General features: G+C 66.2%; 14 protein-coding genes. 6 read left to right on the forward strand and 8 right to left on the reverse strand.

What is annotated here, in order from left to right; translation table 11 throughout:
- Positions 1–102: 102 nt before the first annotated feature.
- Entirely contained in the window at positions 103–306 is a 204-nt protein-coding gene (locus VMT65_RS21840; protein ID WP_442789901.1) for a DUF397 domain-containing protein, read from the reverse strand.
- A gap of 399 nt (positions 307–705) precedes the next feature.
- On the opposite strand from VMT65_RS21840, the gene VMT65_RS21845 reads away from it, so the two are divergent.
- The 3 genes from VMT65_RS21845 (at position 706) to VMT65_RS21855 (ending at position 3,061) form a co-directional block, all read left to right on the forward strand.
- Positions 706–1,203 (forward strand): DUF309 domain-containing protein, encoded by a 498-nt coding sequence (locus VMT65_RS21845; RefSeq protein ID WP_326310158.1) that lies wholly within the window; start codon positions 706–708, stop codon positions 1,201–1,203.
- Positions 1,204–1,301: 98 nt separating this feature from the next.
- Positions 1,302–2,231: a tRNA glutamyl-Q(34) synthetase GluQRS gene (gene gluQRS, locus VMT65_RS21850; protein WP_326310159.1), complete on the forward strand. Its 930-nt coding sequence runs from the start codon at positions 1,302–1,304 to the stop codon at positions 2,229–2,231.
- Positions 2,232–2,290: 59 nt separating this feature from the next.
- Complete coding sequence (locus VMT65_RS21855) at positions 2,291–3,061, forward strand: RDD family protein (protein ID WP_326310160.1); 771 nt, start codon at positions 2,291–2,293, stop codon at positions 3,059–3,061.
- Positions 3,062–3,131: 70 nt separating this feature from the next.
- Here the strand turns inward: VMT65_RS21855 and VMT65_RS21860 are convergent, their stop codons facing one another.
- The gene (locus tag VMT65_RS21860) at positions 3,132–3,707 is read right to left on the reverse strand and encodes a DUF4190 domain-containing protein (RefSeq protein ID WP_326310161.1); all 576 of its coding nucleotides are present in this window, start codon (positions 3,705–3,707) and stop codon (positions 3,132–3,134) included.
- 76 nt (positions 3,708–3,783) lie between these two features.
- Here VMT65_RS21860 and VMT65_RS21865 point away from each other — a divergent pair, with 76 nt between their 5' ends.
- Positions 3,784–4,554, forward strand: a complete 771-nt coding sequence (locus VMT65_RS21865) for a queuosine precursor transporter (RefSeq protein WP_326310162.1) — start codon at positions 3,784–3,786, stop codon at positions 4,552–4,554.
- A 29-nt stretch (positions 4,555–4,583) separates the two neighbouring features.
- On the opposite strand, the gene tgt is transcribed toward VMT65_RS21865, so the two are convergent.
- Genes tgt through VMT65_RS21890 form a run of 5 tightly spaced genes read right to left on the reverse strand, consistent with a single transcriptional unit; the run spans position 4,584 to position 10,786 of the window.
- Positions 4,584–5,834: a tRNA guanosine(34) transglycosylase Tgt gene (gene tgt / locus VMT65_RS21870; protein ID WP_442790275.1), complete on the reverse strand. Its 1,251-nt coding sequence runs from the start codon at positions 5,832–5,834 to the stop codon at positions 4,584–4,586.
- Between the two features lie 24 nt (positions 5,835–5,858).
- Positions 5,859–7,823, reverse strand: coding sequence for an ABC transporter ATP-binding protein (locus tag VMT65_RS21875; protein WP_326310164.1), 1,965 nt, complete (start codon positions 7,821–7,823; stop codon positions 5,859–5,861).
- Positions 7,820–9,553, reverse strand: coding sequence for an ABC transporter ATP-binding protein (locus VMT65_RS21880; protein WP_326310165.1), 1,734 nt, complete (start codon positions 9,551–9,553; stop codon positions 7,820–7,822). The genes VMT65_RS21875 and VMT65_RS21880 overlap by 4 nt, the downstream gene beginning before the upstream one ends.
- 56 nt (positions 9,554–9,609) lie before the next feature.
- Positions 9,610–10,149, reverse strand: coding sequence for an RrF2 family transcriptional regulator (locus VMT65_RS21885; protein WP_326310166.1), 540 nt, complete (start codon positions 10,147–10,149; stop codon positions 9,610–9,612).
- A 49-nt stretch (positions 10,150–10,198) separates the two neighbouring features.
- Complete coding sequence (locus VMT65_RS21890; RefSeq protein WP_326310167.1) at positions 10,199–10,786, reverse strand: TetR/AcrR family transcriptional regulator; 588 nt, start codon at positions 10,784–10,786, stop codon at positions 10,199–10,201.
- A 240-nt stretch (positions 10,787–11,026) separates the two neighbouring features.
- On the opposite strand from VMT65_RS21890, the gene VMT65_RS21895 reads away from it, so the two are divergent.
- A complete protein-coding gene (locus VMT65_RS21895; protein ID WP_326310168.1) occupies positions 11,027–13,360 on the forward strand; it encodes an MMPL family transporter in 2,334 nt (777 codons plus the stop codon).
- A 59-nt stretch (positions 13,361–13,419) separates the two neighbouring features.
- Here VMT65_RS21895 and VMT65_RS21900 read toward each other — a convergent pair whose 3' ends face one another.
- Complete coding sequence (locus VMT65_RS21900) at positions 13,420–14,529, reverse strand: FAD-dependent monooxygenase (RefSeq protein WP_326310169.1); 1,110 nt, start codon at positions 14,527–14,529, stop codon at positions 13,420–13,422.
- 95 nt (positions 14,530–14,624) lie between these two features.
- Here VMT65_RS21900 and VMT65_RS21905 point away from each other — a divergent pair, with 95 nt between their 5' ends.
- The gene (locus VMT65_RS21905) at positions 14,625–15,182 is read left to right on the forward strand and encodes a TetR/AcrR family transcriptional regulator (protein WP_326310170.1); all 558 of its coding nucleotides are present in this window, start codon (positions 14,625–14,627) and stop codon (positions 15,180–15,182) included.
- Positions 15,183–15,210 lie beyond the last annotated feature (28 nt).

A 15,210-nucleotide genomic window follows, 5' to 3' on the forward strand; every position in this document is an offset into this window, starting at 1 on the left:
CACCGCCCAAGCCGCCGTACACACGAGTGAAGCCCCGAGTCTCCGGGACTCGGGGCTTCGCTTTGCTCCCGGTGGGGCCGCGGTCAGGCCCCGCGGTGCCGATCAGGCCCGCTTGAATTCCCCGTCGGAGACGCCCGCCATGAAGGCATCCCACTCGCCGGGGGTGAAGGCGAGGATCGGCCCGCCACCGTGATCCTTGCTGTCGCGCACGGCGACATTGCCGTCGCGGAGAAACGCGACCTCTACGCAGTTGCCATTGGGGCCACTGTGTTTGCTCTTGCGCCAGACGGCGCCTGTGAAATCCACGTTCACGGTCCTAGCTCCTTTGCTGCGTCAAGTACGAGATCTTGCTGGCATCGATCTTGGCGACCTCGAGATCCATCGAGATTCCGGAATCCCGGTTACGCCGCGGGTCGCACGCAAACGCTCCGTACAACCGGTTCTCTGCACTTCGCGATGGGAATGCACCCCCGATGGCCGTTCCCGCGCTAAACACTAGCAGGGTTCGTCATTAGGAGATCGCATTCTTTCGTTTTCAATCAGCAAATATGCGGCAAGGTTAGCCAGCTAATTATTTGCACGAAAATAGCCGCAATTTGAGGCTTTTGAATTTCAGAAGTCCGAATTCCGTTGTCGTGTCATTAATGATCCCGCCGGGAAACGCGGTGCGCGCCACGGCACCCGCCATGGGGAATCATGGAGGGCATGCCCGAGGACACCCGCGACGACGCCGAACGGGACCGTGACGAGAACGGACGCGCCCGGAATGCCCGACCCCGTGACCGTTTTGGGCGACCTCTCCCATTCGGCAGCGCGGGTGTCCCCCGCATCCCCGACGATCTCGAGCTGCCGCCCGCCGAGACCCTCGAGTACGCCCAACGGCTGATCGATGACGGCCTGGCCTTCAACGCGCACGAGGTACTCGAGGCGGCCTGGAAGAACGGTCCGTTCGCGGAGAAGTCGCTGTGGCAGGGCCTCGCGCAGTTTGCCGTTGGGCTGACCCACATTCAACGCGGAAATTCGAAGGGCGCTCGCACCTTGCTGGAACGGGCGGCCCAGCGTCTCACCGCCTACGGCCCGGCCCCCTACGATATCGACTCCGCCGGGCTGCTGGCCTGCGCCGACGCCCTGCTCATCGCGATTGACCAGGGAAAACCGGTGTCGGATAACGATCTTCGGCCGCGACTCACAATCTCGCACTGAATTCACAATTCGCTTCCGGACGCACACTCGGTGTGCGTGCCCGCAAGAATGCGCGGGACCGGCGGCCGTGCGAAGGATGCGAACTACCATCGACAGACGTGCCCACCGACCCCGCCACAGCAAAACCCGGGAACGGCCGCTTCGCGCCGAGCCCCTCCGGCGATCTGCACCTGGGCAACCTGCGCACCGGACTGCTGGCCTGGCTGTTCGCCCGCTCGACCGGGCGCGGATTCCTCATGCGGGTCGAGGATCTGGATCGAGTGCGCGCGGGCGCGGCCGAACGGCAGCTCGAGGATCTCGCGACGCTCGGTCTGGACTGGGACCCGCCGGTGGTGTGGCAGTCCCGGCGACTCCCGCTCTACGAGGCGGCCATCGCGCGCCTGACCGCGGCCGGGCTGACCTACGAATGCTTCTGTACGCGTAGGGAAATACAGCAGGCCGTGACCGCACCGCACGGACCCCTGGGCGCGTACCCCGGAACCTGCCGCACCCTCACCGAACACGAGAAACAACAGCGCCGCGCCGAGGGCCGCCCCGCCGCGCTCCGGTTGCGCGCCGACGTCACCGAATTCACCGTCACCGATCGGCTGCTCGGTGAATATCGCGGCGCGGTGGACGATCTGGTGCTGCGCCGCGGCGACGGCACCCCCGCCTACAACCTCGCCGTGGTCGTCGACGACGCGGATCAGGGCATCGATCAGGTGGTGCGCGGCGACGACCTGCTGCCCTCCACCCCGCGCCAGGCCTATCTGGCAACCCTGCTCGGGCTGCCCGTGCCCGAGTACGCCCACGTGCCGCTGGTGCTCAACACCGCGGGCCAACGCCTGGCCAAACGCGACGGCGCGGTCACCCTGCGGAATCGGATGGCGCTGGGCGAATCCCCGGGGTACGTGCTGAGCGTGCTGGCGGAGTCCCTCGGCTACACCGGCGCAACCACACCGTCGGCGCTGCTCGAGAAATTCCGGCCGGAAGACCTGCCGCGCGAACCCTGGACACTCGACGCTAACGGGTTGTTGCAACCCAGCTGATATACGTAACGTACGCACTCGACCAGATCCCGAACGAATTCGACGAGGACGGCGAAACAATGACGAGCGGTGGGTACGACCCCAACCAATATCCGCAGGGCGGCCAGCCGTATGGGCAGCAGCCTTACGGGCAGCAGCCCCAGCAGCCGTACGGGCAGCAGCCCTACGGCCAGCAGTCCGATCCCTACGGTCAGCAGCAGCCGCAGCAGCCGTACGGTCAGCAGCCCTATGGCCAGCAGTCCGACCCGTACGCCCAGCAGCAGCCGCAGTTCGGTCAGCAGCCGTCGTTCGGTCAGCAGGATGCCTACGGTGGGCAGCAGCCCTACGGCCAGCAGCCGTACCAGCCCTACCCGGGTGGCGGCCAGCCCGGTTACGGCGCACCGGGTTTCGGTGGCTCGCAGCCCGGTGAGCTGTGGGTTCGCTTCGGCGCCCGCGTCATCGACTACCTGATCGCCGGTATCCCCACCGGCATCGTCGTCGGCATCCTGGAGGCCGCCATGGGCGGCGGGATCAGCGCGTCGATTCTGGGTTCGGTCATCTCCGCCGCGATCATCACCGCCTACTTCGTGCTGATGGAGACCCAGAACAACGGTCAGACCCTCGGCAAGAAGCTGCTGGGCCTGCGCGTCATCGGCCCGGGCGGCGCGCCGCTGGATGTCGCCACGTCGCTGAAGCGCAATATCTTCGTCGCGGCCGATATCGTCTACTGCCTCGGCAATCTGGTCAGCATCGGTCTGATGATCTGGGCCGCGATCTCCATCGAGCAGGACCCGAACAAGCAGGGCTGGCACGACAAGTTCGCGGGCGGCACCCAGGTGCTCAAGGGCTGAGTCCCCGAACCCGACGAAAATGGGGCGCATCCTTCGGATGCGCCCCATTTTCATTGCCGCACAGTCGTTTTCAGCTGTAGTTCGTGCTCCAATCCCCCACGGCGATGAGGAACAACAGCAGCCCGAGCCCGATCACCACGCCGACCGCGCCCACCCAGATGCCACCCAGCGCGAGGCCGCGGCCCTGCTGCTGCGGATTGGACTTGATCTGGTTGAGCGAGACGATCCCGAGCACCAGGCCGACGATCGAGATCAGCGGGATGAACAGACACATGAACATGCCCGGCAGGCCGATGATCGACACGATCAGCGAGGCGATGGCCAGCGAATTGGTCTGCTGGCTCGGCAGGCTGTACCCGTAGGGCTGATAGCCCGGGTAGCCGTAGCCCGGCGGCTGCGCGCCACTACCCTGTGTCTGCCCCGCGGGCGGATAACCGGGAGTCGGACCCGCCTGCGGCGGAGGGTAATTCGGATACACCGGCTGCGGCGGCGGGGTCAGCGGCGGATGCTGATACTGGGGCGCGGAGGTGTATCCGGCCGCGGGCGGCGACGGTTGCGGCTGCGGTGCCGCGGGCGGAGCCTCGGGTACGGAGCTCTCGCCGCCGTACTGCTTCCACCACTCGTCGGAGTCGCCGGGATTCGTCATTGGCTCAGCCTAGGCCGTACCGAACGAAGACACCCACCGGTCCGTGCGGATCGATCCAGGCAGGGATACTTTCCGCGTGAGCGATACGAAAACGGTCGAAAACGACCGATCTGGACACCCCGCGCCGGAGCACGCCGCATTCGCGGACGCGGCGGGGGGATATTTCACACCGGTGGCGGTGGCCTTCACCGCCGTGCTGCTGATCTCCAATGTCTGCGTCGCCAAGGGCGTGCAGTTCTTCACCGGACACCATGTGTCCCTCGGCCCCATCACCGTGCTGCCCCTGACCATGGACGGCGCGTTCTTCCTCTTCCCCATCGCCTACGTCATCGGCGACATCCTCAGCGAGGTCTACGGCTTCCGCGCCACCCGCCGCATCGTCTACTACGGATTCGGTGCGCTGCTGCTGATGATCATCTGCTTCCAGGTGGTCATCAAGCTGCCCACGGGCGATCTGGACCAGAACGGCTCGGACTTCGGCAATGTCCTCGGCCATACCCCGCAGCTGGCCTTCGCCGGCATCGCCGGGTATTTCGTGGGTCAGTTCCTGAACTCGATCACCCTGGTGCTCATCAAGGAGAAGACCAAGGAGAAGCACCTGTGGGCGCGGCTCCTGGGCTCCACCGTGGCGGGCGAGGTCGGCGACACCTTCGTGTTCTGCTCGATCGCGGCCACCGCCATCGGCATTCACACCTGGGGCGACTACATCAACTACACGATCGTGGGCTTCATCTGGAAGACGCTGGTCGAGATGTGTGTGCTGCCGATCAGCTACCGCTGCATCGCCTTCCTGAAGAAGCGGGAACCCTCGTACCGGCCCCGCGAGCGTGCCGCCATCTACGAGTAGGGGTTTCGGCGCGGTCGCGTCGAAAGTTCCTACAGCCCAGGGGCTTTGATGCGGCCGCGCCAGCGGCTCAAGAAGTCGGTCTTGTACTCGTCGAAGTAGCCGCCGTCCAGGCTTTCTCGGACGCGATCCACCAGGCGCACCGTGAAGCGCTCGTTGTGGATGGTGCACAGCGTCGCCGCGAGAATCTCTTTCGCCTTGAACAGGTGATGGATGTAGGCGCGGGTGTAGTTGGCGCAGGTGTAGCAGTCGCAGGTTTCGTCGATGGGCGTGAAATCGCGCTTGAAGCGGGCGGTATTGATATTGAAGCGGCCCTCGTCGGTGTAGAGCGCCGCATTGCGGGCCACGCGTGAGGGATTCACGCAGTCGAAGGTGTCCGCGCCGTTCTCCACCGCGGTGAAGATGTCCTCCGGCTCACTGATGCCGAGCAGGTGCCGCGGCTTGTGCTCCGGCAGTTCGTCACAGCACCAGCCGACAATGGTGCCCAGATTGTGCTTCTCCAGCGCGCCGCCGATGCCGTAGCCGTCGAATCCGGTTCCGGCCTCGCCGCGCAGCGCCTCGAGATCCCGGCAGGCCTTGCGGCGCAGGTCCTCGTACTGCGCGCCCTGAATCACCCCGAACAGCGCCTGATACGGCCGATGCGACCGCGCGGCGGTGAGTCGCTCGTGTTCGTCGAGGCAGCGCTTGGCCCAGCGGCGCGTGCGCTCGAGCGATTCCTCCTGGTAGCCACGGGTATTCATGAGCGTGGTGAGCTCGTCGAAGGCCATCATGACGTCCGCGCCCAGCCGATGCTGGATGCCCATGGACACCTCGGGGGTGAAGCGGTGCTTCGACCCGTCCAGGTGCGAGCGGAAGGTGACGCCGTCGTCGTCGACGTGGGCCAGACGCTCCTTGCCCTTGGCGATCACATCGTCGCTCCGCACGCCGACGGCCTCCATGGCCAGCACCTTCTTGAAGCCGACGCCCAGCGACATGACCTGGAAGCCGCCGGAGTCGGTGAAGGTCGGTCCGTTCCAGTTCATGAACGCCGCCAGGCCCCCGGCTTCATCGACGATGTCCGGGCCGGGCTGCAGGTACAGGTGATAGGCATTGGCGAGCAGCGCCTGCGAGCCGATCTCCTTCATGGTCTCCGGCAGCACGGCCTTGACCGTCGCCTTGGTGCCCACCGGGGTGAAGGCGGGCGTGGCAATGTCGCCGTGCGGCGTACTGATCACGCCCGTCCTGCCATGCCGCCCTTCCAGACGGGTACCGACCTTGAACGAGAACTCGGAGGCAGCAGACACGGCCTCCATCCTCTCAGGTGGGAATCAGGCCTTGCCCGCACCCACCGCGTCCGGCTCGGGATCGTCCACATTGTTGCCTTCGCCGTCGGTGATCGCGGCGGCGAACTGGGCGCTGTAGAGCCGGTAGTACGCGCCCCGCGCGCGCAGCAGCGTCTCGTGGGTGCCCTGCTCGACGATCTTGCCCTTCTCCATCACCACGATGGTGTCGGCGTCGCGGATCGTCGAAAGCCGGTGCGCGATCACGAAACTCGTGCGGTCCCGGCGCAGCGCCGCCATGGCGTGCTGCACCAGCAGCTCGGTGCGGGTGTCGACCGAGCTGGTGGCCTCGTCCAGGATCAGGATGGACGGCTTGGCCAGGAACGCGCGGGCAATGGTGATGAGCTGTTTCTCACCGGCGCTGACGCCGGAGCCCTCCTCGTCGATGACGGTGTCGTAGCCCATCGGCAGGGCGTGCACGAACCGGTCCACGTAGGCGGCGCGGGCGGCCTCGAGGATCTCCTCCTCGGTGGCGTCGGTGCGGCCGTAGGCGATGTTCTCGCGAATGGTCCCGCCGAAGAGCCAGGTGTCCTGCAGCACCATGCCCATGCGCGAACGCAGACGGTCGCGGCCGATGTGGGTGATGTCGACCCCGTCGATGGTGATCGCGCCGGAATCCACTTCGTAGAACCGCATGAGGAGGTTGACCAGCGTGGTCTTGCCCGCGCCGGTCGGCCCGACAATGGCGACCACGTGCCCGGGTTCGGCCACCAGTGAGAGGTTCTCGATGACCGGCGTCTCCGGCTCGTAGCGGAAGGACACGTCCTCGAAGGCCACCCGGCCGCGATCCACCGGCCGCGAATCCTCCTCTGGATCCGGCGACTGCTCCTCGGCGTCGAGGATCTCGAAGATCCGCTCGGCCGAGGCGACACCCGACTGCAGCATGTTCATCATCGAGCCGATCTGGGTGAGCGGCTGGGTGAACCCGCGCGAGTACTGGATGAACGCCTGCACCTCACCCAGTGACAGCTGACCCGACGCCACCCGCAGGCCACCGACCACGGCGATCAGCACGTAGTTCAGGTTCCCGAGGAACATGATGGCGGGCATGATGAGCCCGGAGATGAACTGCGACTTGAACGAGGCGTGGTAGAGCTTCTCGTTGGTCTCGTCGAACTTCTCGCCGACCTCGCGCACGCGGCCGAAGGCGCTGACCACCTCGTGGCCGGTGAAGGCCTCCTCGACCTGGGCGTTGACCGCACCGGTGTACTTCCACTGGTCCACGAAGTGCGGCTTGGAGCGCTTGGCGATCTGCGCGGTCACGATGATCGCCAACGGCACGGTGAGCAGGGCGATCAGCGCGAGCAGCCACGAGATCCAGAACATCATGATCAGGATGCCGATCACCGACAGCACATTGATGATCAGCTGAGACATGGTCTGCTGCAACGTCTGTGCCATATTGTCGACGTCATTGGTGACGCGGGAGAGCACATCGCCGCGCGGCATGGAGTCGAAGTAGCGCAGCGGCAACCGGTGCAGCTTGTCCTCGATCTGGGCGCGCAGGCGCTTGACGGTCCGGTTGATCACGATGATCAGCAGCTGCGCCTCCAGCCAGCCGAACACCGACGCGCCGATGTAGAGCGCGAGCACCCAGGCCAGCACATGGCCGACGGCGGTGAAATCGACTCCCGTGCCGGGAATCACGTTCATGCTCGCCAACATGTCGGCGAAGGTGCCGTTGCCGTTCGCGCGCAGGCGCTCGACCAGCTGGTCCTTGCTCTCTCCGGCGGGCAGTTCCTTGCCGACCACACCGTCGAAAATGATGTTGGTGGCCTTGCCGAGGATCTGCGGGCCCAGGGTGTTGAGCACCACCGACCCCACGGCCAAGAGGAACACCACCACCAGATACGCCTTGTCCGGCGCGAGCATGCGCAGCAGACGCTTGAGCGACGGGCCGAAGGACTTCGCCTTCGCGTCCGGCGCACCGGGATTGACGCCGCCGGGCCTCATCGCACCTCCTCCGCGCTGAACTGCGACTCCACGATCTCGCGGTATTCGGGACAGTCCTTCAGCAATTGGTCGTGGGTGCCGATCCCGGCCATCGCGCCGTCCTCGAGCACCACGATCTGATCGGCGTCACGAATCGTCGAGATCCGTTGCGCCACAATAATGACCGAGGCGTCGGCGGTCTCCGGCCGCAGCGCCTCGCGCACCCGCATATCGGTGGCGACGTCGAGGGCGGAGAAGCAGTCGTCGAACAGGTAGACCCGGGGCTTGCGCACCAGCGCGCGGGCAATGGCCAGGCGTTGGCGCTGACCACCCGAGACGGTCGTACCGCCTTGCGCCACAGGCGTTTCCAGCCCCTGCGGCATCTCCCGCACGAAGTCGGCGGCCTGCGCGATCTCCAGTGCGCGCCAGAGCTCCTCATCGGTGGCGTCCGGCTTGCCGTAGCGCAGGTTCGAGGCCACGGTGCCGGAGAACAGATACGCCTTCTGCGGCACCAGGCCGATCTGCGAGCGCAGCGTCTCCAGCGCCAGGTGTCGCACATCGGTGCCGCCCACGTAGACCGCGCCGTCGGTGACGTCGATGAGCCGCGGGATCAGATTGATCAGCGTGGTCTTGCCCGAACCCGTCGCACCCACGATGGCGGTGGTGGTGCCCGGCGCGGTCTGGAAGCGAATGGCCCGCAGCACCGGCTTCTCCGCGCCCGGGAACTTGAACTCCGCGAAGGCCAGATCGACCGTGGCCGGATCGCCCTTGAAATCCTGCGGCAGTCGCGGTTCGGCCACCGAGGACTCGGTGTCCAGCACCCCGCCGATGCGCTCGGCCGAGACCGCGGCGCGCGGGGCCATCATGGCCAGGAAGGAGGCCATCATGACCGCCATCAGGATCTGCATGATGTAGGCGAGCATGGCGGTGAGCGAACCGATCTGCATCTTGCCGTCGTCGATGGCGTGGCCGCCGAACCAGATGACGCCGACCGTGGTCACATTCGAGATCAGCATGACCGCCGGGAACATGAGCGCCATGTACTTGCCGACATAGAGCGACTGCGCGGTCAGCTCGGTATTGGCGACCCCGAAACGCCAGGTCTCCTGGCGCTCGCGCACGAACGCGCGCACCACACGGATGCCCGTGATCTGTTCGCGCAGCACCCGGTTCACCGCATCGATGCGCTCCTGCATGCGCCGGAAGCCCGGCACCATGCGGGTGATGATGAAGGCCATGGTCAGCGCGAGCGCGGGCACCGCGATCAGCAGCAGCCACGACAGCTGCATGCTCTCGCGCAGCGCCATGAAGATGCCGCCGACGCACATGATCGGGGCCATCACCAGGATGGTGGCGCTCATGACGATGAGCAGCTGCACCTGCCCGACGTCATTGGTATTGCGGGTGATGAGCGACGGCGCGCCGAACACGCCGACCTCCCGCGCGGAGAAGGTGCCGACCCGGTGCAGCAGGGCCGCGCGCATATCGCGGCCCGCGCCCATGGCGGCCTGCGAGCCCAGATACACCGAAACGGCCTGGGCGACGATCTGAATGGCGGTGACCAGCAGCATCCAGCCGCCGGTGGACCAGATATAGCCGATATCGCCCGTGGTGATGCCGTTGTCGATGATGTCGGCGTTCAGCGTGGGCAGATACAGCATGGCGATGACCGAGATCAGCTGGAGCACGACGACCCCGGCCAATTGGGAGCGATAGGGCCAGAGGAAGGTGCGTAGAAGTCGGATCAACATGATGTTGGCAGGCTACCGCCGAAACCGGGGCATCGCCGCGACGTTTTTCGGCAGGGCTAGATATCGGGCTGGTCCAGGTCGCGCCACGCGACCGCGACCTCACCACGATGCGGGGTCGCGACCGGTCCGCCGTTCGGGCGGGGGCGACGGGTCCAGGCGTCCGGATCGCGCAGCAGCTCGTCGAGGAACGATGGCAGCAGATCATGGGCGATATCGGCGATGGTGACCCGCTCGAGCACCGAGCGGATGTTCACCCGCAGCCCGATCCACACCCGCTGCAGCGGTTCGGCCGCGCCCGGATAGCCGACGTCCTCGGGCCGCTGTCCGCGCACCGAGGCCAGCGGACCCTCCACGGCGCGAATCACATCCGCGACGCTGATCTCCGCGGCCGCGCGCGCCAGTCGGTACCCGCCGTCCGGGCCGCGGCGGCTGGTGACCAATCCGCCCTTGCGCAGATCCGAGACCACCGATTCCAGGACCTTGGGCGGAATGTCCTGGGCGGCCACAATGGCGTCGGCCTTCACCGAATCCGGTTGCGCCTTGGCGATTTCCACGAGCGTGCGCACCGCGTAATCGACCTTCGCGGTGATGTGCACGGGAACTCCTGACTCGCGGCATTCGATTCGGAACGGGTAAAGGAAAACCCTATCGCTTCGGATTCAGTACGCCGAGTGCGGCATTCAACAGCGTCTCCTCGACGTGGGCGATCTCGGTGTCCGGCACGATCTCCTGGGACATCATCGCGGTGCTGAGCACCTGCATGGCGGCCGTGGCGCGCAGCAGGGTGTCGGCATCGGCATCGGGGCCGGCCAGCCACCGGCAGGTGCGGTGATGCAATTCGATCAGGTCGGGATAGCGATTGCCGAGGGCGTTCACGATGGCCACGGTGTCGCGCATGCACAGCGCGCCCACATGGCGATTGGCCAGCGTCGAGCGCAGCCGCTCCCGAATTACGCGTTCCACGTTCTCGGGGGTGTGCGGAATATCCGCCAGACCCTCGACCTGGGTGCGAACCTCGTCGAACATCGGCTCGATGATGGCGACGAGCAGATCGACCTTCGACGCGTAGTGATAGTAGAGCGACGCTTTTGTGATTCCGACCGCATCCGCGACCTCGCGCAAACTGCTGTGGTCGAACCCCTTGGTCGAAAAAATCTGCAGAGCCGCCTCGCGAATCGCGTCCTTGGTGCTTCTACCTGCGACAACTGTTCCGGAAACGACTGGGGCGCCCATGGTCTCATCCTCTCACCCGCGCGGGGAGGTGCTCCAACCGCGCTCGGAGTGCGATCTACGCCACCTAGAGTCGAGGTTGTTCCTCCGCTTAATCGCTCGGTAGTCTACCTACCGCACGGTAGGCAGAATTTAGTTTTCGTGGAGGCGGGGGGCCGAGGCTCCCGGCGGCAGTGCCTGTCTACGCGCCAGCGCAACCAGCACCCTGTTTCGCCCGTAACCATTCGCCCAGGAGAACCCCTCGTGTCCGTATACCTCTATCGGTGGGGAAAGTTCGCCTTCCGCCGGAAATGGATAGTCATCTCGGCGTGGATCGCCGCGTTGCTCGTCATCGGCGGCCTCGGCGGTTCCCTCGCCAAGCCGTTCCAAGACTCCTTCACCATGCCCAACCTGCCCTCGGAGCGGGCCACGGAAATCCTCGACCAGCATTTCCCGGGCATGTCCAAGGACTTCGACCCCAATGCCGTCACCGGCACCTATGTGATCGCCGCGCCCGCGGGCCAGAAGCTCACCGACCCCGCGAACGCGGCGGCGTTGAACGAGTTCCTCACCGATCTGAACGCGCTGGCGATCGTGGACAAGTCGGACCCGAAGTCCGCTCCCGCCAACCCGATCGAGGTCACCAAGAAGATCGGTGAGCCCGCGGGCATCGACTGCCTGAACGGCGATCGGTCCAATCCGAACTTCGCCGCCATCTGCTCGAGCGCGCCGCTGAACGTGCTCAACAAGACCGCCGCGGATTCGGTGGCGACGGTCAAGGCCAAGTACACGATTGCGAAGTTCTCCGATATCAAGCAGGCCGATCGCGACGCCGCCTACCAGGTCGGCGACAAGGCGCGGCAGGCCGGGCTGCAGGTGGAACTGACCGGTTCCATCGCGCAGGATCCGGGCGGCTCGAACGGCTCCTCCGAGCTGATCGGCATCGCGGTGGCGCTGGTGGTCATGGTGATCGCGTTCGGCGCGATCGTGGCGGCCTTCGTGCCGATCCTCACCGCGCTGATCGGCGTGGGCACCGCCATCTCCATCATCATGTTCGGCACCCACTTCCTGACCGTGCCGACCTTCACCCCGATCCTGGCCTCCATGATCGGCCTGGCGCTGTCCATCGACTACGCCATGTTCATCGTGTCCCGGTACAAACATGAACTGGCCGTGTCGAATTCGCCGGAGGAGGCCGCGGGCACCGCGGTCGGCACCGCGGGTTCGGCCGTCATCTTCGCCGGTCTGACCGTCATCATCGCGCTGGCGGGCCTGAGCTTCGTCGGTGTCAGCTTCCTCACCTACATGGGCATTTTCGGCGCGGTCTCCGCGGCCATGGCGGTGCTGGTGGCCGTCACCCTGATGCCCGCGCTGATGGGCGCGTTCGGCCGCTTCCTGTTCAAGCCGAAGCTGCCGCTGGTGGCCCAGCACGATCCCGAGGACGAGCACTCGGTCACCAATGGCATGCGCTTCGCCCGCTTCATCGGCAAGGCTCCGGCGCTGACGCTGGGCATTTCGGTTGTGCTGCTGGGTCTTTTGGCCGCGCCCGCGGTGAATCTGCAGCTGGGTCTGCCCGGCGGCGACTCCATGCCCAAGCACCAGACCATCCGCAAGGCCTACGACCTGCAGACCGCGGGCTTCGGCGAGGGCGCCAACGGCACCCTGCTGGTGGCCGTCGACCTCAGCAAGACGCCGGAGAATCAGCGCACCGAGGCCCTGGATGCCTTGCGCGCCAAGCTCGCCGGCTACCCGGGCATGGACTACCTGACCTTCGCCATGCGCAGCCAGGACCAGCAGGCCGCCATGTTCACCGGCGTGCCCAAGTCCGGGCCGAACAACCAGGAGACCAAGGACCTGGTCAAGAACGCCCGCGACGCCGAGTCCGAATTCAAGGACCGGTACGGCATGGAGTACGGCATCACCGGCACCACCGCCATCTACGCGGACGTCTCGCAGGCGCTGCTGAACAAGATCATTCCGTACCTGGCGATCGTGGCCGGCGCGGCATTCATCCTGCTGCTGTTGGTGTTCCGCTCGATCGTCGTGCCGTTGACCGCCGCGCTGGGCTTCCTGCTCTCCATGGCGGCCACCTTCGGCGCGACGGTGCTCATCTTCCAGGAGGGCCACTTCGGTCTGGTGGAGCCGCATCCGCTGGTGAGCTTCCTGCCGATCATGTTGATCGGCTTGGTATTCGGCCTCGCCATGGACTACCAGGTGTTCCTGGTGACCCGCATGCGCGAGGAGTACGTGCACGGCAAGTCGGCCAAGGACGCCATGATCAGCGGCTACCACCACGGCGCGCGCGTCGTGACTTCCGCCGCCGTCATCATGATCTCGGTCTTCAGCGCCTTCATGCTGGACGACAATGTGGTGGCCAAGTCCATGGGCTTCGCCATGGCAGCGGGCGTGTTCTTCGACGCCTTCATCGTCCGTATGGTGTTGATCCCGTCGCTGCTGGCGCTGCTGGGCAAGTGGGCCTGGTGGATGCCGAAGTGGCTGGACCGCATCCTGCCCGACATCGACGTGGAGGGCTCCAAGCTCACCGCGCTGAAGCAGGCCTCGACACCCGTCGAGGACAGGCAGCCCGTCACGGTCTGACCCTCTCGTAACTCTCGGCCCCCACCCGATTTCGGGTGGGGGCCGAGCGCGTTTCGCGGTCACCGCAGGAAGCGGGTGACGGTATTGCGGATCGCGATGCCCGCTGAAGTCGCGGGGACCATGAGGGCGGTGGCGGCGCGGAAGCCCCGCTGCTTGGGCTCGACGAGGGTGCGGTGGCGCTGTTCGTAGGCGGCGAAGGCGGTGTGGGGGTGGTCGGGGGTGCGGGTCAACTCCGCGGCCAGGGTGTGCGCGCCCGCGATGGCGAGGGTGGAGCCGTCGCCGAAGAGGGACAGCGAGGATCCGGCGTCGCCGAGCAGGGCGATGCGGCCGGAGGACCAGTGCGGCAGGCTGATTCGGCTCACCGAGTCGAAGTAGATGTCGTCGGCGGCCTTCAGCTGGTCGAGGAGATCGGCGAAGATGCCGAGCGGTTCGGAGTAGGCCTCGGCGACGAGCCGCTTGTGTTGTGCCAGGTCGCGATGGTCGAAGCCGGGTACCGCGTCGCGGCGGAACAGAAAGGCCGCCACCGCCTTTCCCTTGGCGGGATGCACGGAGATCGCGCGGCCGGGCTGGTTCAGCATGACCACCTCGGTCTCGTCGCCGAGGGCCCGGTCGACCGGGAGCGTCGCCGCGTACATGCCCATGTGGTGGATGAACTCCGATTCCGCACCGAAGGCCAGCCGACGGACATTCGAGTGCAGGCCATCAGCCCCGATGACGTAGTCGTAGCGCTCGGTGGCACCGCTCTCGAAATCGGCGTCCACCCCATCCGCACCCTGGGTGAGTCCGGAAATCGAGTCACCCCAGCGGATTTCGACCCGATCCCGTGCCGAATCGAGCAGGATGGCGGCCAGATCCGCGCGGGCGACCTCCACCTCCCGCGCACCCGCCCCGCCTTGAAAGGCGCTGAGCCGCAACCCGGATCGCCGTCGACCGGCCGTGTCGACGAAGCTCATGCGATCCACCCGCGAGGCTGCCGCACGCAGTGCCGGCATCACCCCCATGGCCTCGACGACCTCGACGGCGGGGCCTTTCACATCGATCGGATTCCCACTGGACCGTTGGGCCCGCGCCCGCTCGACGATGGTCACCTCGAATCCGTTGCGCCCCAACCAGTATCCGAGTGTCGATCCCGCGATACCGGCTCCAGATATCAGTACTTTCCCGCTCATTGCCATTACCTCGATTCAAGTGGACGATTTTCGTCCACTTCTCGGATGCTACGCTAAGCGGAAGATTTTCGTCCACTTATTCCGAGGAGGGGCCCATGGCCGAGCTCAGGGCCGATGCCCGCGGCAACCGCGACCAGATCCTGGCCGCCGCCCAACTGGTCTTCCGCGAACAGGGCGTCAATGTCTCCATGAAGGACATCGCCGACGCCGCCGGTGTCGGCGTCGGCACCCTCTACCGCCGCTTCCCCGACCGCGGCGCCCTCATCTCCGCCACCGCCCACTCCTACCTCTCGGCCCTCTCCGACCTGGCCGCCACCGCCGAACGCGAATCCCCCGACGCCTGGCACGCCCTCTCCCGCCTCCTACGCGAATGCGCCGAACTCCGTTTGGGCGCAATTGCATCCGCCGTGGAGCCCGCCCTCCACGCCGACATCAAGGCCGACCCCGCCCTCACCGAAGTCCGCGCCACCATCACCACCCGCATAGCCCGCCTGACCACCCAGGCCCACACCGACGGCACCCTCCGCCCAGACGTCACCCCCGAAGACATCGCCCGCCTGATGACTCTCCAGATCTACACCGCCCCAGACGAATCCCACCCCCAAGCCATCAACCGAGTCCTCGACCTCCTGCTGAAAGGCCTCCGCCCCTAACCCCTCAACCAACCCTTGCGATCCGAAT

The sequence above is a fragment of the Nocardia sp. CDC153 genome (assembly GCF_035818515.1).
GTDB lineage: Bacteria > Actinomycetota > Actinomycetes > Mycobacteriales > Mycobacteriaceae > Nocardia.